This is a genomic window from Aeromonas dhakensis, assembly GCF_000820305.1.
GTDB classification, from domain to species: domain Bacteria; phylum Pseudomonadota; class Gammaproteobacteria; order Enterobacterales; family Aeromonadaceae; genus Aeromonas; species Aeromonas dhakensis.
The window spans coordinates 121,178-146,347 of sequence record NZ_CDBH01000021.1; the positions used below are offsets into that span (position 1 = coordinate 121,178).

Sequence of the window (25,170 nt, forward strand, 5' to 3'; positions counted from 1 at the left end):
CTCTCCTAGAAAAAAGTGACATCAGCATTGCTGGATGGGGTTGCCGCCTGGTGCTGGCGACCATGATGAATGTTGCGTTGTTCATCGGTGGCGTATGAGAGCTCCATGTCCGCCAACCAGCTCTCCGCATCGATCCGGATAGGGCCTGACTGGTGTGTTCTGTTGCGTGACGAGACCAGGTGGTCGTTGAGGCTGTCCATGTTTTGACGCACATGGCTGAGGATTTGACTGACCCTATCCTGGAACTGTAACGAAACGATGACATCGGAGATCTCGCGATGGATCCCGCTGCTCTCGCTCTGCAACAGGGCTGCAGATTCTGCCAGGCTGGTGGTGGCCATCCGAAAGCGTTCCAGTACCTGCTCGATGGCGTGCTCGGCATCGCTGACGGCAACCTGGTCGCGCCCGGCCGCGCTCTCGGCAATCTGGAAGGCGCGGCCGATACCGGCATTGATTGTGTCGACCTTGTCGGTCATTTTCTGGGCGGTCTCGCTGGAGAGGCGCGACAGGGTGCGCACCTCGTCAGCCACCACGGCGAAGCCACGACCAGCCTCACCGGCCCGGGCCGCTTCGATGGCGGCGTTGAGGGCCAGCAGGTTGGTCTGGGAGGCTATCTTGGCCACGTCGAGCGCCATGGTATTGAGCTCTATGGTGTAGGCGGTGAGCGTCTTGATCTCAGCCAGCATGGCATCGCGGTTGGCCTGGGTGGAGTGCATGATGGTAATGACCTGATTGAGCTGGGCCTGACTCTGGGCCAGCACGGCGGCCATGCCGGCCGATTGTTCACCACCCAGATCACCGGCGGCATTGTGGGAGGCGGCGACCGCCTCTTCCAGTTTGGTGGTCAGGCCGGCGAAGCGCTGGGTGAGGTCGATCATGGCTCCTTCGGTTTGCTGGCGAGAGTTTTCAATCTGTTGCGACCAGATAGGCACCGCTTTTTCACATACCTGCTCGAGCCCGATGATGGAGTGGTTGAGTCCGTTATCGGCAAATGGGTGGGTCTGCTTCGCCTCACTCTCTTTGTCGGCGGGTTTGGCGTGGTAGTGGCGGGCGATCCAAAGGGTGGCGGCCAGTGCAGCCGCCAGGTTGGCCAGCAGGTAAGGGATGGGGCTGCCCGCGAGCAGCAACAGCAGGGTGCTGAACAGGCCCAGGCCAAGGCCGCAAGCCCAGCTGACCGGCTCCCAGAAGGCTAAGGTGTGTGCCCGTGTGTTGTCTGTCATACGCAAACTCGCCCCTGCTCTTGAATGTGAAGAGGGTGAGCCGCCATTTCAGTCAGACCGAATGAGCCAAGCGCAACCCGCTAATTATCAATAACTCAGTAAGGTTAGCGCAAAAAAATCGCCTGGTTACAAATTGCTCTTTCTTGCTTGGTGTTACTGAGAAAAATGGAATATGGAGGGGGCGTTTGGCGGCTTGCAGCCCCTTGCTGGCGGGGAATGGCGTATCTGCACAATAAGGAAGGAGGGGAGAACGAAAAAGAGCCTGCATATGGCAGGCTCTCGGCGTTGTGCGGGCGGCTTATGCCTCGTTGGCGTGGGCTTTTTGGCACCCTTCCACGGCATGGGCGATGAGTTCGAGCGCGCTCTTGTCGCACGGTGGCAGTTCGGCCTCGCACGCCTTGATGGGGGTAACGCGATCGCCCCACTTGATGATGGCGGCGCCCCAGGTCAGGCCGGCACCGAAGGCGGCGGTCAGCAGATAGCTGTTCGGCTGGACGCGGCCTTGCTCCAGTGCCTCGCACAGGGCGATGGGCACGGTGGCGGCGGAGGTGTTGCCATAGTGCTCGATGTTGACCATCACCTTCTCCATCGGCGCGTTCATGCGCTTGGCGAGGGTCTCGATGATGCGGATGTTGGCCTGGTGCGGCACGATCAGATCGATCTGCTCCGGTGCGATGCCGGCCTGTGCCAGTACCGTGTTGGTGGCTTCGCCCATGCCGCGTACGGCCCGCTTGAAGATCTCCTGGCCTTCGAAGTTGAAGGTGAAGAGGCCGTCGATGTCGGCAAAACGCACCCGGTCGGTACCGAAGTTCGGCACGTGCAGGATCTCGCGGGCCTCGCTGTCACAGCCCAGCTTGTTGGCGATGAGACCGCTCTCCTGCTCGCTCGCCTCGATCACCACGGCGCCGGCGCCGTCGCCAAACAGCACGGCGGTATCGCGACGGGCCCAGTCCAGCAGATAGGTGAGTCGCTCGGCGCCGATCACCAGCACTTTCTTCATCATGCCGGTTTGTACCAGCGAGGTGGCGACCGAGAGGGAGTAGACGAAACCGGTGCAGGCGGCGTTGAGGTCGAACACGGCGGCATTGGTGGCGCCCAGCTTCTTCTGCACCGCGGAGGCTGCGCTCGGCAGCAGGTTGTCCGGCGTGGCGGTGGCCAGGATGATGCCGTCGAGGTCGCAGGCTTCCAGCCCGGCGCAGGCCAGCGCACGACGCCCGGCCAGGGTGGCCAGATCGGAGGTGCTGACGTGGGAGATGCGGCGAGCCTTGATGCCGGTGCGCGGGTAGATCCACTCATCCGACGTATCCATGATGGTGCTGAGGTCGTCGTTGGTCAGTACGGAGGGAGGCAAGCATTTGCCCCAGCCTGTGATATTGGCGTATTTCATCTTGTTACCGCTTCTCAAGTGGATCGCCCGCGGGCGGAAAATCGCGCAATTATGCCGCACGGGGCAACCACTGTCATCTTGTGGTCATGGTTATCTGGCAGCAGGGTCACGCCTGGTTGCGGGGGCAGGCGGGAAATTTCGCTTAAACCACAGGGCTTGGCTGCCCTAAGATAGGGCTTTGCCACTGGATGGAACCGCCCCTTTGCATAAAGCCAATCTCAACCTGCTGCCGACCCTCAAGGTGCTGCTGGAGACCCGCAACATCAGCCGGGCGGCTGAGCTGCTGCACCTGAGCCAGCCTTCCATCAGCAAGCAGCTTGGCCAGCTGCGCAGCGAGTTTGGCGACGAGCTGTTGGTGCGGGAGGGGCAGCGCTGGCTGCTGACACCACGGGCCGAGGCGCTGGCCGCCCAGCTGGCGGACTCCCTAGGTGCGCTGGAGCGACTCTACGAGGCTCCCGGTTTTGACCCGAGCCGCTGCGAGCGGGTGTTCCGGCTCGCCTCTTCCGATTACGTGGCCCAGCATATCCTGCCGGACATCTGCGCGGCGCTGGCCAGGGAGGCGCCGCTGGCGGCGCTGGAGTACAGCCTGTGGGACAAGCGTCTGCTGCCGCAGCTGTGGCAATCCGAGCTGGACATGGTCTCCACCATCACCGAACTGGTGCCGGATCAGATCCGCGGCCTGCATCAGGGGGAAGATCGGCTGGTGGTGTTGATGGGTAGCCACCATCCGTTGGCGGGGCGCTCGCTCAGTCTCGATGACTATCTCGCCTGGCCCCATTTGCAGGTGAGCGGCGGGGGCGACAAGGACAGCCCGGTGGAACAGGTGCTGGCACCCCAGGGGCTGAGTCGGCGCTGGTTTGCCCGGGTGCCCTTCTTTCAGGCTGCGGTGGAGGTGTTGCTGCGTACCGACTGCCTGCTGACCACCCCGGCCCACATCGCCTGGCAGCTCTCCTGCGAGCACGCCCTGCACTTTTGTGATCTGCCGTTTGCCAGCCGCACCCAGCAGTATCATCTGCTGTGGCACCAGCGCCACCATCAGGATCCGGCCCACAAGTGGTTTCGCGAACTGGCCTATCCCTTCCTGCGCGAGCACCTGCAGCGCACGGTGGCGGCGAGCCGCAAGGTGTTGAACCCGCCCCGCTAGCAACAGACGCTTGTGTTGGCCTATAGCCATTGGCTATGGGTTCTATTCCCAACTTTCACTTCTGGCATAACCAGGGGCCCTTTACCCTGAGCGCAGACATTCATATTCCGCTTGAGACAAGGAACACCATGGAACTGACGAGTTGGCTAGCTCTGGCCGCAATCTGCGTGATGGGCGCCATCAGCCCGGGGCCGAGCCTGGCACTGATCATCCGCAACACGGTGCAGGGAGGGCAGGGGCACGGCGTGGCCACCGCCCTTGGCCACGGCTTCGGAGTCGGCATCTATGCGCTGATAACGGCTTTGGGCCTCGCCATCCTGATCACCCAGACTCCGCTGCTGTTTGACGTTATTCGCTACGGCGGTGCGGCGTTTCTCGCCTGGCTCGGGGTCAAGGCGCTGCTGGCCAAGCCCGCCAAGGAGGAGGCGAGTGAAGAGGTACACCAGCTGCGCGGTCGGCAAGGCGCCTTCGAAGGCTTTATGGTGGCCTTTCTAAATCCCCAGCTCGCGGTCTTCTTCATCGCCCTGTTCAGCCAGTTTGTGCATGCCGATACCGGCTGGCGCGAGGGGGGCATCATGATGCTCACCGCCGGCGGGATCGACGCCGTCTGGTACGTGCTGGTGGCGCTGGTGCTCTCTCGTGGTCCCGTGCTGGCCTGGCTCAAGGCCAAGTCCTTCGTCATCGACAAGGTGAGCGGTCTGGTGCTGCTGGGGCTGGCCCTGAAGGTGGTGCTCTGATCCAATCCTGTATTTTGCGGTGATCTTAAGCGGGATCAAGGCGGGGAGGGTGGCAATGCCCTAGAGTGGCGCCCATTTGCTGTCCGCCCTGACTCCGAGACCATGCACCAGAACAAGCACCCGTTAAGCCACCACAACCGGTTGGAGCTGCTGGCTCCGGCCAAGAACCTCGCCTACGGCATCGAAGCCATCAATCACGGTGCCGACGCCGTCTACATGGGCGGCCCCGCCTTTGGCGCCCGCAGTGCGGCGGGCAACAGCATAGAGGATATCGAAGCGCTGGCGCGCCATGCCCACCGCTTCGGCGCCCAGGTCTTCGTTGCCTTCAACACCCTGCTGCACGATCACGAGCTGGAGCAGGCCCGGCGGCTGACCCACCAAATCTATGAAGCGGGGGCCGATGCGCTGATCGTGCAGGACATGGGGCTGCTGGCGCTCGACCTGCCCCCCATCGCGCTGCATGCCAGTACCCAGACCGATAACCGCACCCCGGAGAAGGTGAAGTTTCTGCAGGATGTGGGCTTCTCCCAGGTGGTGCTGGCGCGCGAGCTGTCCCTTGCGCAGATCCGCGAGATCAGTGCGGCCACCAATGTGCAGCTGGAGTTCTTTATCCACGGCGCGCTCTGCGTCTCCTACAGCGGTCAGTGCAACATCAGCCATGCCCGCACCGGCCGCAGCGCCAACCGTGGCGAATGTGCCCAGCTCTGCCGCCTGCCCTGCTCGTTGCAAAAGCCGGACGGTGAAGTGCTGGTGGCTGACAGCCACCTGCTCTCCCTCAAAGACATGGATCAGACCGACAACCTGGAGGCGCTGATCGAGGTGGGGATCCGCTCCTTCAAGATTGAGGGGCGTCTCAAGGGGCTCGATTACGTCAAGAACGTCACCGCCTGGTATCGCCAGAAGCTCGACGCCATTCTGGAGCGCCGCAGCGATCTGGTGGCCTCCTCGGCCGGCCGTTGCAGCTACAGCTTCACGCCGGATCCGAAGAAGAGCTTCAACCGCGGCAGCACCGATTACTTCCTCCATGGTCGCCAACCCGGGATCGACTCCACCAAGAGCCCGAAATATGTGGGCGAGCCGCTGGGCCGGGTCACCAGTATCACCAGGGATGGCATCGAGATCGACGGCAAGCAGGTCACCCTCAACAACGGCGATGGTCTCGGCTTCTTCAAGCCGAACAACGAGCTGGTGGGGATGCGCCTGAACAAAGTCGAAGGTAAGCAGTTACTCCTGTCAGAGCGCATGCCGGGGCTGAAGGTAGGCACGGAAATCTACCGCAACCACGATCAGGCATTCAGCAAGGTGCTGGAGAAGGCGAGCGCCGATCGCCGCATCCGGGTCGATATGGTGCTGGCAGAGTGTGATGAGGGAATGCGCCTCACGCTTACCGATGAGCAGGGCATCAGCGCCGCCGTCACGCTCCCCTGTGACAAACAGCCAGCCGACAACCCGGAGCGGGCGCTGCAACAGGCGCGCGATCAGCTTGGCAAACTCGGCAATACCCTGTTCGTGGCGCGCAAGGTTGAGTTGGCGTTTACTCACCCGCTATTCATAGCCGCATCTATGCTCAACGGCTTGCGCCGGGATGGCATCGCCGCGCTGGAGGCTGCCCGTCTGGCCGGCTACCAGCGTCCCGAGCGGCGCATCGCGCTGCGGGATATCCACTATCCCCAGCACCGTCTCTCCTACCTTGGCAACGTGCTGAACAGCGCGGCCGAGCAGTTCTTCCGCGAGCACGGGGTGGAGCGCATCGCCCCCGCCTATGAGGCGAACAAGGAGGAGCGGGAAGTGGTGCTGATGATCACCAAACACTGCATCCGTTACAGCCAGAACCTCTGCCCGAACGAGGTGCCCGGCCTCAAGGCCGAGCCGCTGGAACTCAAGATGGGCAAGGAGACCTTCCGCCTGCGCTTTGATTGTCACCGCTGTGAAATGCATGTGATGGGGAGTTTGAAACGCTGAGGAGCACGATGCCGCCAGGTTCCATGGCTCGGGCAGTGTGGCCCATTTGGGATTGAGTTATCATCCTGTGCCAGGGATCCCCAGCAAGCTGCAAGGAAGGACCTATGCTCGCACTCTCCATCGTGGCGCCCCATGGCGCCAATATTGCTTCGGGCAAGAAGACGCTCGAGGTTCGCTCGTGGTTGCCTCCCTCACTGCCCATTCGCGACCTGCTGATCGTTGAAAATGGCCGATACCTCAGCGCCGATCATCTTGTGGATCCGGCTGGTCGAGCGGTCGCCCTGGTTGACGTCGAGGAGGCCCATGAGTGGCAACCCGATGAGGTGTTGGCCGCCTGCTCGGGGGGCTGGGAGCCGGGTTACTTTGCATGGCGGCTGTCCAACGTGCGTCCTGTGGTCGATGGGCCCGTGGTGCCGGCGCAGAGGAAGTTGTATGAGGTAGACGGCTCGGGCGTTCTGGGCGCACATTGCGGCTAAAACAGGGCTGGTCAGAGGAACAGGCATCGGCTTGTGGGTTGATCCCCATGGAGAGTGTTATCGGAGGTGGTGAGGTGGCCGCACAGCCCCTTCGATGCTGCGCAGTGCGAGCGGCATGTACAGGGATGGCGCCCCTTACTGGATTGCCAGTGCAGGGAGGTGCCTTCAAGATTTTCAATTATTGGAATTTATTCAGAAACGCCTCTAATGCCTCTCCTGGATTCTCTTTTTCAGATGAGATCATGCTGATCCCCCATTGCTCAAGGACGGCCTCTTGTACCGGATTCGACCTGGCCGAGAAAATATACGATTTCGGCTGGGCATCACCCGCCCGGTTGGCTTTCCATAATTTGGAAAGCTTGTAAAATAAAAGCCTCAGGTTGATATCGGCCAAGCTATATCCGATAAACAACACTGATTTACCCAGCACATCCGAACGCAGTTTTATATCCAGTGGCGTTTCGAATTCAAGCCGCTCAAAATAGCTGGTCTCATCAATGACAATGGATTTGTCATCATCAAAATCACCATGGAATTTTACAACTTGTACCTTGTCACTTTTGATCCTGGTAAAGTCTGATACCGATGCGATTTTGGTAAATGACTTGCCATAATATGCGAGGGCATGCTCTATCCAGCGGTCATAGTTGGTGGTGTATATTATCGGAAAGTTAGCTTTGGCAATGTATTCATGGACTTTGGACGTTGAAATATCAATGTCAGGCGAATGCCAAACTCTGTCCATCCAGCTTCTTAAAGGGCCTATGCTGCCTTTTTGTAAACGATAATATTCTGCCAGCGCATAGTGATCGCCAAAAGACTTGTATATTTCAGGCTCATAGCCCAGATCCTTGGCTATTTTGTCGAGCAGGGTTGACCATGATGGAAGACCAAGGTTCATCGATACCCCGGCCCCTACAAAAAGAATGACATTGCCTTGTCTAAAGGCCGATAGTAGCTGCTCCATATTTAATCTCCCCTTAATAAATATGGTTCTGCCACTATACTCGGGTTAGAAAAATCGATGAAATCGTAAATCTGCGGTGGATATTATTTTATGATAGATAGTGTCTATGGCTTATAGGCATTACATTATCTTTCACTGATATTCTCCAGTTGCAGCAACGTCTTTTTAATCTCCAGTCCCCCCGCATAGCCGGTCAGGCTGCCGTTCTGGCCGATCACCCGATGGCACGGAATGATGATCGAGAGCGGGTTGCGGCCGTTGGCGGCCCCCACCGCCCGCACCGCATTGGGCTTGCCGATGGCGCGGGCGATGTCGCTGTAGCTGCGGGTCTCGCCGTAGGGGATGTCGCACAGCGCCTGCCAGACCGCTTGCTGAAACGCCGTGCCTCTTGGTGCTAGCGGCAGGGTGAAGCGTTGCAGGCTGCCGGCAAAATAGGCCTCAAATTGCGCGAGAAAAGGGGCCAGCGCTGTCTTGTCCTGTTGCCAGTCGTGCATGTCGGGCAGTGCGCGCAGCCCCGCCACAAAGTCCACATGCAACAGGCCGTGCTCGTCGATGGCCACCAGCAGATCGCCGCAGCGGCTGGGCAAGATGTCATAGCGGATCATGGGGTTGTCTCCTCTGCTTGGTTGTCGCTTGCTGTGCGGCCTGGTGCTGACTCGGTCAACAGTGCTGGCTGCTCGCTCATGGCATGCCACAGCCAGCTCGCCGCGTAGCCGCGCCAGGGCCGCCACCTTTCGCTGTGGGCCAATACCGCTTTCACCGGCAACTTGGTGCCGCCCCCCAGCGCCTTCAGTAGCACCAGATCCGAGGCGGGGAAGGCATCCGGGTCCAGCCCACAGCGCAGCCGCCAGTAAGCCACCGTCCAGGGGCCGATGCCGGGTAGTGCCAGCAGTTGTTCATCGCTGGCGCAGGTCAAGTTCAACTCGCCGCTGGCCAGCGCCTGTGCCAGCCCCTGCAGCGTTCTGATCCGGCTGCCGGGCATGCCGATACCGTCCAGGTTCAGCTCGCACAGCTGGGCAGGGGTGGGCAACTGCGCCACCCCGAATTGCGCCTCGGTGCGTGCCACCAGCCGCCCCAGTATGGTGATGGCCCCCTTGACCGACACCTGCTGGCCGACGATGGCGCGCAGCATCACCTCGTACTCGTCCCAGCCGGCGGGCAGCCGAACCCCCGGCCAGCGTGCCTGCAGGCGTGCCAGCAGCGGATCCTGCCCGAGCCGCGCACCGATGCGCTGCATGTCGGCATCGAGATCCCACATCCGGCGCACCCGATACAGCAGATCAGGCAGCGCGGCGGGCGGCAGATCATGGACGCTGAGCTGCAGGCTGTGCCCCTTGCCCTGGCTGATGCGCACCCGTGCGAGCCGATCGCCGACCCGGTGCAGGCGTTCATACACCTCGCCATCTACCCGTTCCAGCCCCGGAATGGCGCGCAGCCGGTAGAACGCCAGCATGGCCGCCACGTCGTACGGGGGGCGGTAGGGCAGTTGCAGCGTGAGCATCGCCCCCTCCTCGCTCTGTGGCGCAGCCTGCGTCAGGGCGGCGGCGTCGCCGGTTGGCTCGCTCTGACGACGCAGCGCCCGCAGCGCCCGCGGCGCCAGCCCGTATGCCTGCTGCCAGGCGTCGTTGAAGCGGCGAATGCTGGCAAAGCCCGCCGCAAACGCGATGTCGGTGATGGGCAGCCGGGTTTCGGTCAACAGCCGCTTGGCGAGCAGCAGCCGGCGCGTCTGCTCCACCTGTTTTGGCGAAGCGCCGAGGTGCTGCTCGAACTGGCGGCGCAGCGTGCGCTCACTGATGCCGGCCTGTTCCGCCAGGATGGTGAGCGAGCCTTCCGCCAGCTCACCGCGATCGATCCGGGCCAGCAGGCGCGCCAGTGTCGGCGGCAGATCGCCGGGGGCGGCGGGTGCGAGCTCAGGCCGGCAGCGCAGGCAGGGGCGCAGGCCGTGCTGCTCCGCTGCGGCGGCGCTTTGGAAGTAGCGCACGTTGTGCTCGTGCGGTGGCCGCGCCGGACAGACAGGCCGGCAGTAGATGCCGGTGGAGAGCACGCCGGTAAAGAAGCGACCGTCGAAACGTGCATCGCGGGCCAGGCGGGCGGCATGGCACTGCTCGGCGCTGAGCGGCAGGCCTGACTCATCCTCTGGGGCCGGCGGCATCGTCATGACGTGATCTGTTGGCATCGGTGGCTCCTTGCGCCGAAAACGGGGTGGGCACGGCGGCCCGGATGAGTGAGAGACTAAGCAGGAACGAAGGCGATGACTAGCCAGAAACGGACAGCAATTGAAATAAAGCCGATGCCGCGTGCACGGTATGAAAAACAGATCGGTTTGAGGGGGCAAGTGTGCGAATCTGGGGTGACAACATCCAAGGAGGAGAGAGCCATGCCAGGACCCGCACGTGCCGGCGCCCTGATCTATGCCAGGGATCCCGGCCTGCTGAGCCACTTTTATCGCACCCTGCTGCAGATGGAGATCCGCAGCCAGAGTGACGAGCTGATCGTGCAGGAAAATGCTGACATCCAGCTGTTGCTGCACGCAATCCCCGCTCCCTATGCCGAGCAGGTGGTCATCACCACGCCGCCGCAGCTGCGCGAGCAGGGCGCCATCAAGCTGTTCTTTACCGTGCCGAGCCTCGCCTGGGCGGAGGCAAAGGCGGCCGATCTCGGTGGCGGCCTGCTGCCGCAGCAGTGGTCAGGCCCAGGCTTCGTGGTGCGCAATGCGTTTGACCCCGAGGGCAACATCCTGCAACTGCGCGAGTTCACCGGCGTGCCGGACGGGCGCTGACGCGCCACGCCGCCATGAAAAACGGGGCCGCGAGGCCCCGTTTGTTATCTGCTGGCGGGCGCGCCGGCCCCTTATTTCAGATAGCGCTGTTCCAGATGGCGGCGCAGCCAGTGCGGATTCAGCGCCTCGCCAGTGGCGCGGCTGACCAGCTCGTCGGTGCTGTAGCGGCTGCCCAGGGACCAGATGTGGCGACCCAGCCAGGCGAAGATCTCCGGCAGGCGGCCCGCCGCGATCAGCTCGCCCATGTTGCCGAGCTCTCGCTCGAGCGCGAAGCGCAGCTGTGCCGCGTACATGGCGCCGAGCGTGTAGCTCGGGAAGTAGCCGAACGAGCCGTCGGTCCAGTGAATGTCCTGCATGCAGCCATTCTGGTAGTTGCCCTTTGTGGAGAGCCCCAGCCACTGCTGCATCTTGGCGTCCCACAGCGCGGGAATGTCTGCCACCTCGATGCGACCTTCCATCAGATCGCGCTCCAGCTCGTAGCGCAGGATGACGTGGGCCGGGTAGGTCACCTCGTCCGCATCGACCCGGATAAAGCCGGGCTCGACCCGATTGTAGAGCTTGACCAGGTTCGCCGGCGCCAACGCCGCTTGCTCGCCGAAGTGGGCGCGAATGTGCGGCGCCAGCAGCGTGAGGAAGGCGGGATCATGGCCGAGCTGCATCTCGCAGAACAGGCTCTGGCTCTCGTGAATGCCCATGGAGCGCGCCTCGGCCACCGGCTGGCCCAGCAACTGGCGCGGCAAGCCTTGCTCGTAACGGGCGTGACCGGTTTCATGGACGATACCCATCAGGCTGGAGACGAACTCCTGCTCGTTGTAGCGGGTGGTGATGCGCACGTCGGTCGGCACCCCGCCGCAGAACGGGTGGCTGCTCACATCGAGCCTGCCATGGGCAAAATCGAAGCCGAGCAGCCCCATCACCTGTTGGCCGAGCGCCTGCTGGGCGGCGATGGGGAAGGGGCCTTGCGGGATCAGGATGGTTTCGCTCTTTTGCTGCTCACTCACTTGTTGGATGAGGGAGGGCAGCCAGCCGGTCAGATCGCCGAAGATCTCGTCGAGCCGGGCGCTAGTCATGCCCGGCTCATAGAGCGCCAGCATGGCGTCGTAGGGGCGCACCCCGAGCGCCTCGGCACGCAAGGAGGCGACCTCCCGCGACAGTTTCACCACTTCTGCGAGGTTCGGGGCAAAGCCGGCCCAGTCGTTCTCCTTGCGCTGGCGGCGCCAGGCGTGCTCGCACTTGCTGCCGGCGAGCGACAGCGCCTCCACGAGATCCCCGGGCAGCAGGCTCGCATCCTGCCAGTGGCGCTTGATTTCGCGCAGGTTGGCGCGCTGGATCTCGTCCAGCGGCTCGCTCTCGGCCTTGGCAATCCAGTCGCCCAGCTCGGGGGCGGTGCGCTTGTGGTGGATCAGCAGTCCCAGTTCGGCCATGGCCTCGGCGCGGGCTTCGTTGCCCCCCTCCGGCATCATGGCGGCCTGATCCCAGCCACAGATGGCCGAGAGGTGGGAGAGCCGGTGCAGCTGTTGCTGATGTTGTTCAAGTTTCTGATATGACATGGGATTGTCCTTGTTATCGTCCCTGATGGCGTACACCCCGTACCTGGCGTGCTCGGGGCCGTTCGATGCTACCACCGCTTACCGGCCGGTGCGAGCCGCCGCTCAGCCGAGCCGCTTCTGGTGGCGTTCGCGGTTCTCCGCCTTCTTGCGCTCGCTCTTGCGCAGCAGCACGTAGAGGGCACCGCCGCCGCCGTGGCGACGCTCGGCGCTGTGCATGGCCATCACCGCCGGCAGTTGCGGCAGCCAGGCGCTGACATAGCTTTTGAGCAGGGCGCGCGGCGTACTGCGCTCCCCCTTGCCGTGCAGGATCAGCAGGCAGCGGATGTCGCGCAGTTCGCAATCCGCAATGAACTGCACCAGGCTCTGGCGCGCTTCGTTCAGGGTCTTCTGGTGCAGATCCAGGCTCGCCTGCAGCTCGTATTTGCCGAGTCGCAGCTTCTTGTAGACCCCCTCCTGCACCCCGTCGCGCTTGAAGCCGACGATGGCGTGGGGGTCGAGTATCTCGACCGCCTCCATGCTGAGGTGATCCAGGGCGAGTTGTTCGGCGGTGGCGGCCTGGCGCCGCGCCAGCTGGGCGTCGGTCGGGCTGCTGGCCGTCTGGAGGCGGACATGGTCGTTGCGAATGGGGCGCACATCGGCCACTTCATTGCGAAACAGTGAGAGTTCGTCGTTTTGAGACACGGCAGGCTCCCCGCAGGTGGAATGAGCGGCCATTATAGCGGGCGGGGGCGGATCTGAAAGTGGCGGGCGCGGCAGTGGCGCGGGTCTGCTCAGACCCTGAGCAAAGGGGAGGCGAGGGCGGGATCAGGCGATCGGGGATCGCCTGACGCAGGCTTATTGGCCCTCTTTCGGCGGCTTGGCGTTCATCACCTTGTAGATGAAATAGGCCGCGTAGGAACTGATCAGCAGGAAGGTACCGATAATCACCAACATGGACATCAGTCCCACGCTGTTGCCGAACATCAGGTTCATCCAAAAATCCATCTCGTGCACTCCTGTCATCCCATTGATGACAGGCATGATAGATACCTCTTTGGGAGCAAAGAGATGATCTCGATCAAGTCCCCTTGTGGTTATTTAATCGGCAGGCGGATCTGTGAGCCTCCTCCCAGTTCAAGACCCTGACGGGGCCGGTGTGGCCCCGTCGGCGCCTATTGGCGGGCAGGCTTGCGCGGGCCTGGCTCGGTGAGCGGGGTGATGCGCCAGCCCTGCTGTTCCAGCAGGGCGAGCAGCCCCTGGTCGCCGTAAAGATGCAGCGCCCCTACCACGATGAAACTCTCGTTCGGCAGGGTGGACCACTTCTTCAGCCAGTTGTGGTTGCGCTCCGCCAGCAGGGTCTGCTCCAGCCAGGCCTGCAGCTTGGGCGGCGCCATCTCCGACTTGAGCAGGTTGATGAGGGTCGCCTCGTCCCCCTCTTCCCACGCCTTCATCACCTCGCGAAAGCCGCGCTCGAGCTCGGGCAGCTCGTCCAGGGTGCTCTCCAGCATCAGGGTCTGGTTGTCACCGACGCTGGCGAGGTAGCCGAGCTGCTCGAGCAGGGTCTCGAAGCCGATGATGGGCTTGCCGCCGTCGGTGGCCTGTTTGGCGAAGTGCTGATCCACCCCGAGTGCGCTGCGAAAATCGGTGCGCTCCAGTGCCGCCTGGGTGAGGGTGATGGCGGCGAACCAGGGGCGCAGCGGGGCCAGCATGTTCTCGGTCAGGCCGTTCTGGCCGGCGGCGATGATGGTGCGCCGGTAGAGGTCGAGCGGTATGTGCTCCTTGAGGGTCTTGCCGTCCACCAGCCGGGTGATGGCCCCCATCTCCTGCCACTGCTGCTGGCTGATGTGGGTCAGGTCGACCTCCAGCACCAGGGCGCGGCTCTGCAGCCAGGCCCGCTCGATGGGGTCGGGCAGCGGATAGAGCGAGGGTTTGCCCGCGTGGATGGAGCCCAGCAGCCAGTGCTGCTGATCGCCCTTGCTGACCTTATAGAAGGCGGGGTCGGCAAAGGCGCTCAGCGGCAGCAGCAAGCAGAGCAGGAAGGGGAGCAGCAGGCGATAGAGTCTCATTGGGCACCTTATGTCAGCGGATGGCTTCTCTTCGTTACAATAACCCCTATGATAAGTCCTCATTTGTCACAGCCAAGAGGTTTTCCCATGCCCCACCTTCGTTTTCGGGCCGTCTCCGTCGACACCCTCAAGCAGATAAGCACCCCTCTGCTGGCGGATCTCTGCGCCCTCACCGGGGGCAAACCTGAGTTCGTCACCCTGGAGTGCATCGACAGTCACTGGGTGCGCGAGGGGGAGCGCGAGGCCGGCTTTCCGTTTGTCGAGCTGGTCTGGTTCGAACGCCCGCAGGAGTTGCAGGACGCGGCCGCGGCGCTGATCACCCGCCACCTGAAAGCTGTGCTGGGGGAGCAGACCTATGTGGTGGTGCAGGTGCTGCCCATCGTCAAGAGCTGCTATTACAGCAACGGCCAGCACTACTGAGCGGAGACGGCCAGGGATGGCGGCTTGGCTGATTCAAGCCACTCTGATGCCGGTTGGTGGAGATGAGACGAGAGGCGACGATGCTCGTCGTCGCCTCTGGTTGCCAGTAGTGTGCGGGCGTGCCGGGGGGGCGAAGCGGTTGCCGTCAGGCCGACTTGGCGAGGATCCGGTCGAGCAGGCGGCTTGGCAACAGGCGGCGCAGCACCCCGAACAGCCGGGTCGAGAAGGTGACCGGGTAGCGGTGTTTGGGGCGCGGGCTGCCGAGTGCGTGCAGCAGCGGTGCGATGCAGGCTTCGCTTGGCAGGGTAAAACCGCGGGCCCCCCCTTCGCGCTCCAGCCGGCTCAGGGTCTGCTGGTAGGCGGCCTGATGGCGGCTGGTGGCGGGATCTATGTGGCGCAGGAAGGCGGCGCGGGCATTGGCTCGAAAGCGGGTATCGATAGGGCCGGGCTCGATCAGGCTGATCTGCACGCCGCTGCCGGCCAGCTCCAGGCGCAGGGTATCGGTATATCCTTCCAGCGCGAACTTGCTGGCGTTGTAGGCGCCGCGATACTTCATGGCCACCAGTCCCAGCACCGAGCTGTTCTGCACGATGCGCCCCTCGCCGGCCGCCAGCATGGCCGGCAGCAGCTGGCGAATGAGGTGGTGCCAACCGAACAGGTTGGTGTCGAACTGCTCGCGCAGCGCCTGGGTGGGCAGATCCTCCAGCGCGCCGGGCTGGCCGTAGGCGCCGTTGTTGAACAGGCCATACAGGCGGCCACCGGCCAGTGCCTGTGCCTCGGCCGCGCCTCGCTCTATGCTGGCCTCGTTGGCCAGATCCAGCTCGACGGCCAGCAAACCCAGCTGGCGCAGCTGCGTCACGTCCTCGGCCTTGCGGGCGGAGGCGATGACGGTGTAGCCGTGCTGGCCGAGCGCCTTGGCGGCGGCCAGGCCGATGCCGCTGGAGCAGCCGGTGATCAGAACGAAGCGGGACATGGGCGCATCCTTGTGGTGACGGGGCAGGCAGAAGCGCCTGCGGCCTTGCATGTTAACCCGCTGATCAGAAAAAAGAAAACCGGGCCAATCGGCCCGGTTTGCTAACTTCAACCACCTGCTTACAGGATGGTGAACGGCATGATGATGTGGAACTTGACGTCTTTCTCGGAGGCGAAGATGTTGGGGTATTCGGTCCAACCGCCGCTCTGGCTGATGTCGTTGTTGTAATCGGTGTAGTGCAGCTTGAACAGGGTGCCCTTCAGCTTGCCATCCTGCACTGTGTACATGACGTCGAAGTTGGCTGCCCATTCGGTATCTTCACCGTTGGTGGCCTTGGTACCGTCGCCTTTCTGGATATCCCAGCCGTAGGCACCGGAGACACCGACGGACCAGCCAGGTGCACCCACCAGGTCATCCAGGGAGCGGGTCACGCCGAAGAACAGCGCTTTTTCGTTGTTGGCGTTCCAGTCGGAGCGGGAATCCCACCAGATTTCGTTCGCGCCCTGGGAGTTGCCGTAGCCACGGGTCAGACGGGGCAGGTAGTTGCCTTCGTTACCCTCGGCCTTGGTCCACAGACCTTCCAGACGGAAGCCGTACGGGCCCATGCCCCAGGCGGCGGTCAGCGCTTGCTGCCATGCCAGGCCGTCGTAAGTCTCTATGTCGGCACCGCCCTTCTGATAGGTCTCGGTGTCGGAGCCGTAGAACTGGTAGCTGGTGGAGAGACCGCCCAGCACGTCAAACTTGTGGGCCAGCTTGAAGTGGTAGCTGTCCATGTAGTTTTCGGAGTTACCGTAAGAACCGGTAATGGAGGTGCCGTTTTCGAAGGTGTAACGCGCCGCTACGCCCTGGATGTAGTCGATGACGTTTTCATCGGCGAACGGATCCATCCATGCCTTGGCGCGGGAGAACTTCTGGGTCTCCTTGTACCAGGGGGATTTGTACTCGTCGGCGATGGCGTAGGTCAGGTAGAGGCCGCCGAAGTTGCCTTCAATCTGGCCACCACGGTAGGTACCCGGCTGATAGGACCAGTTCACGCCGATCACGCCCGGTACGTAGAGCTGGGTCAGACCGCCCTTGGCGGTGAGGGCACCGTCCAGCGCCTTGAATTTCAGCGAGGCGTTGGCCAGGCTGAAGCCGCCTTCCGGGGAACCGTCCTTGTAGTTTTCGCCCCATTTGTTGCCGGCGAAGGAGAATTCGTTCTCCTGGTTGACCGGGTGGTTCTCGGTCACGGCCAGGTCATAGGCACCGAAACCGCCCACATCGATACCCACCACGTCCCAAGCGTAGCCGGAGTTGAAGTTTAGGGAGGCCTGGGTGGTGGCGTGGCTCAGGTTGGACTGGTACTTGCCTTCTTTGTTCTTGGCAGTGGGGTCGCCGTCGATACGCTGACGATCACGCTGGAAGTAGAAGAGACCACCGTTGAGTTTGCCTTCTTCATAGAATTTGCTGGCGGCGGCTGCATAGGTGGGACCTGCTTCGTCGGCAGCCAACACCATACCGGGGGCGAGCATGGCAGCAACGACGGCTGCGCTCAATGCGGCACGTTTGAAGATCACTTTTTCCATTTTGTATTGCTCCTGATTTTATGGACTTAGCTTTTTTTGTCCGGCAGTCAGGCAGGTGCCCGCCGCTCGGTATTGGCATTGCAATCAAGACCCCGAAGGGCAAAAAGTTCGAGTATGTCGGCTGCGGCCGCGACGTCTTGGCACATCTGCGGTGGGTGCAGTTCTGTTCATCACATATTTTGTTTTTTTGTGTTCCGATACTTGGCTATCGGACAGCTCAAGAGTACGTTCGCGGTGCGAAATATCAATGGAAAGTTCCCACCAAGTTTCAAAAATATGACCGAGTGCAAATAATCATGACGCTCGTTGTGGACACTCCCAGCCCGCTCATAACGGCGATGACAACGTTTTCAGATGAAATTGCCGGCCGATCCGGACGGATCGCACTGTGCAGAGGGATCTTTCCTCGTTAACCTGCGGATAACAGATAATTTTGTGCCACAAAAAAAGATAAACCCCTGCGCGATGGCAGGGGCCGGGTTGGGGGCGCCGGCTGAACCGGCACGGCTCAGGCCTGGTGGCCGAGGATGCGCGGGATCTGGCTGGCCTGGTGGTGAATGTGCTCCGACACCTGCACCGAGAGACGGCTGCCCTGGCGGGCGTGCTGGCTGATGCGGCCGATGAGATCGGCAAAACTGGCCAGCTTGTGCTCCTGGCTCTTGGCGTTGTCGGCCCCCTGCAGGGCGATGACCGCCGTACTGCGCGCCATCTCCCGCACCGCCTGGGTGGTCTGGCGCAGCTGCTCCGCCTGTTGACGCTGGGCGGCGGCCTCTGCGGTGATCCGCGCCAGCACGGTGCCGAGCTGATCCCCCGCCTGGGTCAGTCTGGTCAGGATCTCGGTGATCTGGCCAAGGGAGCGCTGGGTATCGGCGGAGAGGTGGCGCACCTCGTCGGCCACCACCGCAAAACCGCGCCCCTGTTCCCCGGCCCGGGCCGCCTCGATGGCCGCGTTGAGCGCAAGCAGATTGGTCTGCTGGGAGATGTGGCCAATCACGTCGACGATGGCGGTCACATCTTCCACCGAACGCTTGAGCTGAGCCAGGGCGCCACCGCTCTCGTCGATGGCGAGCCCGGTCTGGGCGGTGGCCTGCAACATGCCCCCCACCAGCTGCTCGCTCTGGCTCATGGAGTGCTCGTTGTGCTGGGCGTGCTGCGCTATCTCGGCGGCCACCTGGTGTACCTCGCCGGCCAGCTGGTTCAGCTCGCTCATCATCAGATCGCTCTCGTCCACCGCCTGCTCCGTGGTGCGGGTGCTGTGATGGATCTCCTGCACCTGGTTGACCATCCCCTGCAGGCTTTGCGACACCGCCGACAGCTGGCCCTCTTTCTGCTGCTGATCCTGTTGCAGGCGCAGGATGAGGCGGTTGTAGCTGGCGACGATGTCGGTCAGCTCGTTGCGCTCGCGCCCCTCTGGCAGGGTCTCGGCCTGCCCGGTCTCGTCGAGCTGCAGAAAGGCCGCGCGCAGGCGCAGCAGCGGCCTGACCAGCCAGCGGCGCTGCACCAGCGCAAACAGCAGGGCCACCAGCACCAGACAGAGTGCCAGGCTGCCGAGGATGACGGCCAGCCGCTGGTTCACCGCCTGGCGGGCGGCGGCCAGTTCGCTGCCCATCTGGCCGGTGGCCTGCAGCATCTGGTCAATGTCCTGCTGCACCGCCTGGCGCGCCTGCTGCTGTTGTTGCAGCGCCTTGCGGCTGTTTTCCAGCTCCTGCGGGTAGCGCTTGAGCAGGGAGATCAGCTCGGCCTTGGGAAGATCCCCCAGCTCCTTGCGCTCCGGCTCCCCCAGGGGGAACTCGTCGGCGGGAGGCGCCTCGAAAAGCGCCAGGCTCGGCAGAGCCGCCAGCTGCTCGGCCTGTTTTTGCAGGGCCGCCAGCTCGAACCGCAATCCTTCCAGCAGCTTGGGGCTGGCCTGCTCCATGTAGTTCTGGCGCAGGTGAGCGAGCCCGGGCAGGGCCGCCAGCAGGTCGCCGGCCAGCTGGCGATAGTGCTCGGCGCTGGCCGGATCGCTCCCCGTCGCCCCTTGCTGACCGTATCGCAGCAGCGCCCTGGCCTGATCGGTCAGCTCGTTCTCGGCATTTTGCAGCAGCCACTGGCTGTTGCCGGAGAGCTTGCCCGCCGCCAGATAGTCGCTGTCGATGCGCGCTCCCATCTGCTCGAGCAGGGTGCGCAGCGAGGTGGTGAGCGCCTCATCCTGTTGGGAGAGCTGGGCGAGCGCCTGTTTGCGCACCCCTTCGGCCTCGGTCAGCCGCAGCGGATCGCCGCTGGCGAGGTAGTCGCGCAGGGTGCCCTGCAGGGTACCGGTGAGCCGCTGCTGCAGCCGTTCGTGCTGGTGCTGGGCCAGCTCGGCCTGGTTGAGCTGTTGCCAGCCGTGCCAGAGGGCAGCGACCTGCACGGCGGCGACCAGCAGCAGAGCGAGAGAAGAGAGGGAGGCGTAATGGGCAATTTTCACGGCAGCATTCCTGCTTGTTGAACCACGGCGATGGGCGTCGGCGTGAGCTTAAGCAGCAGAGATGGCGCTTTTATGACAGTCAACCCGGCGGCCCGGACTGACTGTCGAGAGGGCTGGCTTACGGCCGCAGGGCGGGGGCCTCCTGCTGGTGGCGGGCCGGGGGTTTGCCCAGCATGCCTAGCAGGGCGCCGCCCATGATAAGGGCGCCGGCCAGCAGGTGGCGGGGGGTCAGCTGCTCGCCGTTGAGCAGTACCAGCAGCAGGGTGCTCAGCAGCGGCGTCAGATAGGCCAGCGCTCCGATCCGGCGCGGATCCCCGTCCCGCAGCGCCAGATACCAGGTGACGAACGCCGCCCCCATGGGGCCGAGTGCCAACCCGATGATGAGGCCCCAGTCACCGGCCGGAATTTGAGCCACCGGCAGCGGTCCCTCCAGCAGCCAGGCCAGCAGCAGCGCCAGCAACCCGGCGGGCAGGCAGGCCGCCGCCGTCATCACCGCCGGGGCCGGCGGCAGCCGGCGCGAGAGCACCGAGTAGGCACCCCAGACGATGGCGGCCCCTAGCGCCAGCAGATAGCCCGGCAGATAGGACTGTTGCAGCTGCAGCTCGCCGTTCACCATCACCAGTACCGAGCCGGCCAGACCCAGGGCGCCGGCCAGCAGGTGACGGCCGTGCAGCGGGTGACCCGGCAGCAGCAATGGGGTGAACAGAATGATGAACAGCGGCCAGAGGTAGTTGATGAGGTTCGCCTCCAGCACGGGGGCGTGGCGAAAGCTCATGAACAGCAGCAGGTGGTAGAGCAGCAGGGCGCTGATGGTCACCAGCCAGTTGACCGGACGAGCCCGCCACTGACGCCAGAACGGCAGGGCGCCCGCCCCGCAGAAAAACAGCACCAGCCCCACCAGCACCAGCGGCGACACGCTGGTGACCCGGGAGGTGAGCGCCGCCAGCGAGGCCCACAGCACTATGGTCAGCAGCGCCAGCCCGGTGGACTTGTCCCACCTCGAAGCAGCAGACATCCGACACTCCTTTGCAGATGAATGAACAAAAAGAGGGTCAGTCTAGCAGACCGGCCCTCCCTGGTGGCCATACCTCGGTGGTATGGAGTGCGATTATTTGCTGTCGGTCACCGCGCTGCTGATGGCGGGCAGCTGCTGGCGACGCACGCCCCAGATGATGAGCGCCAGCACCAGCAGGGGCAGCAAGGGATCCAGCCAGGTGCCGCCAGAACCAAACAGCAGGTTCAGTAGGGCCACGCCATGGGGCTGGCAGGTTAGTTCGGGCAGGTTAGGTTGCGGCGGGCTGCCGACGCAACCGCCATCGGCCGAACGGCGGCCTGGGCCAAAAACGAGCAAGGGGTTGGCACCATGACGATGCCAACCCCTTGTTTTGTATGGCGTTCCCGACTGGAGTCGAACCAGTGGCCTGTCCCTTAGGAGGGGACCGCTCTATCCTGCTGAGCTACGGGAACCTTGTGGCCGGCATTATACAAGAAGCGGCTCCCTTTTAAACCCTTGATTTTTATTCCAATACGGCCAAATCGCCGATCTGGATGTTAAACGGCGAATATTTGTTCTGGCTGCTGATGATGGCGCCATCCTCGAATACCTGCACTACTTCGAACAGGCCGTCGGCTGGGTTGCGCAGCATGCGTGCCTTGCCGTAGGGGTCGATGAAATCGGCATCGTGCTGGATGCGGAACTGATCCCCGAGCCGGACGCCGTTGCGGCGGCCGAGATTGATGTAGGGACCGCGCTCGTTCTGGCTGACCACCCGGGCGGTAACCGGGGCGCAGCTGAGCTGGGCCACCAGATCCTGCACCGCCTCCTGCAACTGGTAGTTAACCTCCTGGCCGTAGCTAGACTGCCAGAACTGGCCGCTGCTGCTGCCCACCTGATCCCGCTTGGCGAAGGTCCAGTTGGCCCGGCCTTGATACTCCTTGCGGCCGAGCAGGCTGCCGTTGATGCCGTCGAACAGATAGAGCTGCATGCGAAAGTTGCGGATGGGGTCTTCATACCAGCTGGTCAGCTGGTTGCCCTGCGGCTCGAGGGAGAGATCGTCGATGCTGCCGAGCACCAGGTACTGGCTGTCGGTGCGCAGGCTCAGCGCCTTGATCTCCTCGAGGGCGCTGCGATCCCCCTGTTGCAGGTGGAGCGGGTCGATGCGCAGGTTTTCGTCCAGCCACTGGCGCACGGCCACCCCTTGCGGCGCGCTGGCCAGCGCCTCGAACATGCGGCGTGACAGGTTGGCGGGCATGTCGTCGAGGGCGCCGTAGCTCGCCTGCTCGGGGTAGCGCAGCCGCAGTCGCACCAGCGTCAAATCCTTGGCGTAGTGCTGGGTCTGGCAGATCTGGCGCTCGGCCTGGATGTCGGCCATCACTGTGATGTACATGCGGCCGTTGCGCACCTCTTCCCGCTTGAGCCGGTACTGGCGAATGTCGCCACCGGAGCGGATCTGGATCTGCTCGGAGCGCAGGCTGCCGTTTTCCAGGCGCTGGATGCTGGAGACGGCGGCGCCGCTCGCCAGCAGGGCCTGCCGCAGGGCATCGCGGGTCGCCTGCTCGCGGGCGTAGACCTCGTCCCCACCCAGGATGGCGGCACTGCCCTGCGCCTCGATGATCTCGGCCCGGGCCGACAGACTGGCCAGCAGCAGGGTTAACAGCAGCGGTAATTTCATGACAAACACCTTGAATATGCGGGTCGGCGCGATTCACCCCTGTCGAAGTGAGGTCGCCGGCCGATACAGATCACAGAGCCGTGCCGGTTGCACAGTACACTGCGAATATTTAGCAAGATCCATGCCTCATTCCCGGCTCAAGCTTTGGCCGGTCGAACCGATAACAAATCAGGTGCAGATACAGGAAAGGTATCCATGAACAAACTCATTACGGCGTTGGCGCTCGCTCTGGCATTGGCCGGTTGCGGCACCGACCCCATCAACCGGGATCTGGGTGATCCGCGCCAGGCGGCGCAGGGGATGGAACTCAACTGGCTGGTGGCGCGCATGACCGATCAGCTGATGGAGCGCAAGTCGCTCACTACCCTGACCGAGCCCATCGCGGTCGCCTCTTTCGTCGATCTCGATACCCTGCAGGACACCAACTGGATGGGCCAGCAGATTGAGGAGAGTTTCATCTACGAGCTGAACCGGCGCGGGGAAGTGGTGGTGGACTTCAAGCTGACCGGCAGCATCAAGGTGACGCCGCAGGGGGATTTCGTGCTGAGCCGCAACTACAAGGATCTCTCCCCCCGACTGCCCATCTCCCGCATCCTGGTCGGCACCTTCAGCCGCAACAGCAAGGGGATCCTGGTCAACGCCCGCATCATCGACCTGCGTACCAAGATGGTGGAGACCACGGCCCAGAGCATGATCCCGCAGAAATACCTGTTCGGTGCCAACAATTCGTTTGGCCGGGCCTCGATCAACCGCGGTTACCTGATGCGTGACAGCCAGGCACGCCCCGGCGGCCATCTGGTCAACCTGACGCCCTGACAAGGAGTAGACGCAATGAGAATCCTGTTCGGATGCCTGCTGGCCCTGCTGCTGACGGCGTGCAGCGGCGGCAATCGGGTGGTCAACTACGGCGGCAACAACAAGCCGGATGATTTCCCGGTGCTCAAGGCGGTCGGCTACGCGGTGATCGACATCCAGCCCGGCCCCTCCCAGTCCGAGAAGATGCTGCAGGCCATCCGCGCCTCCAAGATGGATGCCTACCGCGAGCTGGCCGAGCAGCTCAACGGCCAGCAGGTGCGCGGCCAGAGCAGCTACAAGGACCTGACCCAGACCTCCAACTCGCTGGACGTGTCGGTGGCGGGCATGGTGCGCGGCGCCAGGGTGGTGGCCTCCTATCCCCGCGGCAACACCTATGCCACCGAGATGGAGCTCGATACTCGCGCCCTCTACAACATCAACCAGCTGATGGCAGGCCAGTTCTGACGGCGTGCCCACGGCGAATGGACGACAAAAAGGCGACCCCGCAAGGTCGCCTTTTTCATGGGCGGTGTCGGCCGGCAGATACCCGGGCCGACCCAACCTTGGCGGATCAGCCGCCCATCAGCACCGGCGGCACAGTGGTCGGCTTGACGTCTTCGCTCGGGTAGCAGCCCAGCACCTTGATGTAGCGGGTGATCTTGGTCAGCTCCATCAGCGCGGCCTGCATGGACGGGGTGTTGAGGTTGGCGGAGACATCCAGGTAGAACATCTCCTCCCACGGGTTGCCCTGCACCGGCCGGGATTCCAGCTTGGTCATGTTGATCTCGTTGTTGCGCAGCACCAGCAGTGCCTCCACCAGCGAGCCCGGCTTCTGGGAGGTGGACATGATGAGGGTGGTCTTGGCCGGGATCTGCGGCGCCACGTCGATGGGCTTGCGCGCCACCACGATGAAGCGGCTGTAGTTCTCCTTCTGGTTGGCCAGCTGTTCGGCCAGCACGTCCAGCCCATACAGCTCGCCGCCGGCCGCGCTGCCGATGGCCGCCGCCTCCGGGCTTGCCAGTTCCTTCACCTTCATCATGGCGCTGGAGGAGGAGTCGCAGATCTCGTGGCGCGCCCCTTCCAGCTTGCTCAGATAGTGGGAGCACTGCTGGAACACCTGCGGGTGGGCGTAGAAGGTCTTGATGCGGGACAGCTCGGTGGGCACGGCGGTGAGGATGCAGTGCTCGATGGGGTAGGTGAGCTCACCGACGATGGAGAGGCTGGTGTGCTGCATCACGTCATAGACTTCGTTGATGGAGCCCGAGCTGGTGTTCTCTATGGGCAGCACGCCGAAGGCGGCACGGCCCGACTCCACCGCATCCAGCACCTCGCGGAAATTCTGGCAGTTCACCTCGATCACCTGATCCTTGTAGCGGGCCAGGTACTTGCGGGCGGCGAGGCTGGAGTAGGAACCGCGCGGCCCCAGATAGGCGACGCTGGTCATCGGCTCCTGCTGCTCCGGGTTGAGCAGGCTCTGCAGATAGGCCTGCTGGGAGAGCACCGAGTCTTCGATGATGGTGTGATAGATGCGGGTGATGTACTGGGCATCCAGCCCCAGTCCGCGCCCTTTCTGGATCAGGGCGACCAGCAGATCCTGCTCGCGCTGGGGATCGCGGATCGGGCGCGGGTTGGCCTGCTTGGCGCGGGCGACCTCGATGCTGAGGGTCTTGCGTTTGGCCAGCAGGGCGAGCAGCTCCTGATCCAACTGGGTGATGTCTTGTCTGATCTCGTCGAGCGTTGCCATGATGGTTCCCTATCCAAGTAATCGATTGTGGTGGCTGCAAAAAAAAACCTCCGCTAGGGGAGGCTCGATTCGTCTTTGCTTTCTGTTTACGCGAGTGCTTCACGTGACGACTGGCCTTCCCTCATGAGGGCCGGATAAACGAGAAAGCAAAAAAGAATGGTGCGTGCATGAGTGTGTCCTTGAGGTAACGCCATAAGCATTAAGGGATTTGACCGTGCGATGCAAGTAAAACTTGCCCGTGGGTGGCGAACGGGGCAGGGTAGGGGCGTGAGCCTGCGGAGGCAGGTG

The 25,170-nt window shown here is 63.1% G+C and carries 24 protein-coding genes, 1 tRNA gene and 1 other annotated feature; of the genes, 8 read left to right on the plus strand and 17 right to left on the minus strand.

The genetic code is table 11. The features are described from left to right. Positions 1-5: 5 nt before the first annotated feature. The gene (locus BN1143_RS02930) at positions 6-1,220 is read right to left on the minus strand and encodes a methyl-accepting chemotaxis protein (RefSeq protein ID WP_042049607.1); all 1,215 of its coding nucleotides are present in this window, start codon (positions 1,218-1,220) and stop codon (positions 6-8) included. Between the two features lie 298 nt (positions 1,221-1,518). Continuing rightward, positions 1,519-2,607, minus strand: coding sequence for a ketoacyl-ACP synthase III (locus BN1143_RS02935; RefSeq protein ID WP_042049608.1), 1,089 nt, complete (start codon positions 2,605-2,607; stop codon positions 1,519-1,521). Between the two features lie 202 nt (positions 2,608-2,809). Here BN1143_RS02935 and BN1143_RS02940 point away from each other — a divergent pair, with 202 nt between their 5' ends. The 4 genes from BN1143_RS02940 to BN1143_RS02955 all read left to right on the plus strand — a co-directional run bounded on the left by BN1143_RS02940 (position 2,810) and on the right by BN1143_RS02955 (position 6,926). After that, complete coding sequence (locus BN1143_RS02940; RefSeq protein WP_042049609.1) at positions 2,810-3,751, plus strand: LysR family transcriptional regulator; 942 nt, start codon at positions 2,810-2,812, stop codon at positions 3,749-3,751. Positions 3,752-3,879: 128 nt separating this feature from the next. Further along, complete coding sequence (locus BN1143_RS02945; RefSeq protein ID WP_042049610.1) at positions 3,880-4,488, plus strand: LysE family translocator; 609 nt, start codon at positions 3,880-3,882, stop codon at positions 4,486-4,488. Positions 4,489-4,590: 102 nt separating this feature from the next. Further along, entirely contained in the window at positions 4,591-6,450 is a 1,860-nt protein-coding gene (locus BN1143_RS02950) for a peptidase U32 family protein (protein WP_042049611.1), read from the plus strand. A 104-nt stretch (positions 6,451-6,554) separates the two neighbouring features. Next, the gene (locus BN1143_RS02955) at positions 6,555-6,926 is read left to right on the plus strand and encodes an ASCH domain-containing protein (RefSeq protein ID WP_042049612.1); all 372 of its coding nucleotides are present in this window, start codon (positions 6,555-6,557) and stop codon (positions 6,924-6,926) included. A 178-nt stretch (positions 6,927-7,104) separates the two neighbouring features. Here the strand turns inward: BN1143_RS02955 and BN1143_RS02960 are convergent, their stop codons facing one another. The 3 genes from BN1143_RS02960 to BN1143_RS02970 all read right to left on the minus strand — a co-directional run bounded on the left by BN1143_RS02960 (position 7,105) and on the right by BN1143_RS02970 (position 10,069). Continuing rightward, on the minus strand, positions 7,105-7,893 hold the full coding sequence (locus BN1143_RS02960) for an SIR2 family NAD-dependent protein deacylase (protein WP_017784384.1): 789 nt from the start codon (positions 7,891-7,893) through the stop codon (positions 7,105-7,107). A 125-nt stretch (positions 7,894-8,018) separates the two neighbouring features. After that, positions 8,019-8,498, minus strand: a complete 480-nt coding sequence (locus tag BN1143_RS02965) for a methylated-DNA--[protein]-cysteine S-methyltransferase (RefSeq protein ID WP_042049614.1) — start codon at positions 8,496-8,498, stop codon at positions 8,019-8,021. Further along, the gene (locus BN1143_RS02970) at positions 8,495-10,069 is read right to left on the minus strand and encodes an AlkA N-terminal domain-containing protein (RefSeq protein ID WP_042049615.1); all 1,575 of its coding nucleotides are present in this window, start codon (positions 10,067-10,069) and stop codon (positions 8,495-8,497) included. Before BN1143_RS02970 ends, BN1143_RS02965 begins: the two co-directional genes overlap by 4 nt. Positions 10,070-10,270: 201 nt before the next feature. Between BN1143_RS02970 and BN1143_RS02975 the strand changes: the two genes are divergently transcribed. After that, the gene (locus BN1143_RS02975; protein ID WP_017787743.1) at positions 10,271-10,672 is read left to right on the plus strand and encodes a VOC family protein; all 402 of its coding nucleotides are present in this window, start codon (positions 10,271-10,273) and stop codon (positions 10,670-10,672) included. 71 nt (positions 10,673-10,743) lie between these two features. On the opposite strand, the gene BN1143_RS02980 is transcribed toward BN1143_RS02975, so the two are convergent. The 4 genes from BN1143_RS02980 to BN1143_RS02990 form a co-directional block, all read right to left on the minus strand. Next, entirely contained in the window at positions 10,744-12,222 is a 1,479-nt protein-coding gene (locus BN1143_RS02980) for a carboxypeptidase M32 (RefSeq protein ID WP_042049616.1), read from the minus strand. A 102-nt stretch (positions 12,223-12,324) separates the two neighbouring features. Continuing rightward, positions 12,325-12,903, minus strand: a complete 579-nt coding sequence (smrA, locus tag BN1143_RS02985) for a DNA endonuclease SmrA (protein ID WP_082038412.1) — start codon at positions 12,901-12,903, stop codon at positions 12,325-12,327. A 153-nt stretch (positions 12,904-13,056) separates the two neighbouring features. After that, positions 13,057-13,206: a DUF3149 domain-containing protein gene (locus tag BN1143_RS21695; RefSeq protein ID WP_010634864.1), complete on the minus strand. Its 150-nt coding sequence runs from the start codon at positions 13,204-13,206 to the stop codon at positions 13,057-13,059. A 167-nt stretch (positions 13,207-13,373) separates the two neighbouring features. Then, a complete protein-coding gene (locus tag BN1143_RS02990; RefSeq protein WP_042049618.1) occupies positions 13,374-14,267 on the minus strand; it encodes a TraB/GumN family protein in 894 nt (297 codons plus the stop codon). 87 nt (positions 14,268-14,354) lie between these two features. Between BN1143_RS02990 and BN1143_RS02995 the strand changes: the two genes are divergently transcribed. Beyond that, positions 14,355-14,687, plus strand: coding sequence for a DUF1904 family protein (locus BN1143_RS02995; RefSeq protein ID WP_005303745.1), 333 nt, complete (start codon positions 14,355-14,357; stop codon positions 14,685-14,687). 145 nt (positions 14,688-14,832) lie between these two features. Here BN1143_RS02995 and BN1143_RS03000 read toward each other — a convergent pair whose 3' ends face one another. The 7 genes from BN1143_RS03000 to BN1143_RS03030 form a co-directional block, all read right to left on the minus strand. After that, the gene (locus BN1143_RS03000; RefSeq protein ID WP_042049620.1) at positions 14,833-15,660 is read right to left on the minus strand and encodes an SDR family oxidoreductase; all 828 of its coding nucleotides are present in this window, start codon (positions 15,658-15,660) and stop codon (positions 14,833-14,835) included. A 119-nt stretch (positions 15,661-15,779) separates the two neighbouring features. After that, on the minus strand, positions 15,780-17,225 hold the full coding sequence (locus tag BN1143_RS03005) for an OprD family outer membrane porin (protein WP_017782051.1): 1,446 nt from the start codon (positions 17,223-17,225) through the stop codon (positions 15,780-15,782). A 508-nt stretch (positions 17,226-17,733) separates the two neighbouring features. After that, positions 17,734-19,671: a methyl-accepting chemotaxis protein gene (locus BN1143_RS03010; protein WP_042049621.1), complete on the minus strand. Its 1,938-nt coding sequence runs from the start codon at positions 19,669-19,671 to the stop codon at positions 17,734-17,736. A gap of 118 nt (positions 19,672-19,789) precedes the next feature. Further along, positions 19,790-20,686, minus strand: a complete 897-nt coding sequence (locus BN1143_RS03015) for a DMT family transporter (RefSeq protein WP_042049622.1) — start codon at positions 20,684-20,686, stop codon at positions 19,790-19,792. 93 nt (positions 20,687-20,779) lie between these two features. Further along, positions 20,780-21,022 carry a hypothetical protein gene (locus BN1143_RS22720; RefSeq protein WP_042049624.1) on the minus strand — a complete coding sequence of 81 codons (243 nt, stop codon included), beginning with the start codon at positions 21,020-21,022 and terminating at the stop codon, positions 20,780-20,782. 39 nt (positions 21,023-21,061) lie between these two features. Beyond that, a tRNA-Arg gene (locus tag BN1143_RS03025) sits at positions 21,062-21,138 on the minus strand. 50 nt (positions 21,139-21,188) lie between these two features. Then, a complete protein-coding gene (locus BN1143_RS03030; RefSeq protein WP_025202107.1) occupies positions 21,189-22,343 on the minus strand; it encodes a flagellar assembly protein FlgT in 1,155 nt (384 codons plus the stop codon). A 195-nt stretch (positions 22,344-22,538) separates the two neighbouring features. On the opposite strand from BN1143_RS03030, the gene BN1143_RS03035 reads away from it, so the two are divergent. Both BN1143_RS03035 and BN1143_RS03040 read left to right on the plus strand, forming a co-directional pair. Then, positions 22,539-23,159, plus strand: coding sequence for a FlgO family outer membrane protein (locus tag BN1143_RS03035; RefSeq protein ID WP_005303721.1), 621 nt, complete (start codon positions 22,539-22,541; stop codon positions 23,157-23,159). A 15-nt stretch (positions 23,160-23,174) separates the two neighbouring features. After that, positions 23,175-23,603 (plus strand): LPP20 family lipoprotein, encoded by a 429-nt coding sequence (locus tag BN1143_RS03040; protein ID WP_005303718.1) that lies wholly within the window; start codon positions 23,175-23,177, stop codon positions 23,601-23,603. A 106-nt stretch (positions 23,604-23,709) separates the two neighbouring features. On the opposite strand, the gene pheA is transcribed toward BN1143_RS03040, so the two are convergent. Beyond that, positions 23,710-24,882: a prephenate dehydratase gene (gene pheA / locus BN1143_RS03045; protein WP_017763932.1), complete on the minus strand. Its 1,173-nt coding sequence runs from the start codon at positions 24,880-24,882 to the stop codon at positions 23,710-23,712. A 38-nt stretch (positions 24,883-24,920) separates the two neighbouring features. After that, positions 24,921-25,055, minus strand: a sequence feature (Phe leader region). Positions 25,056-25,170 lie beyond the last annotated feature (115 nt).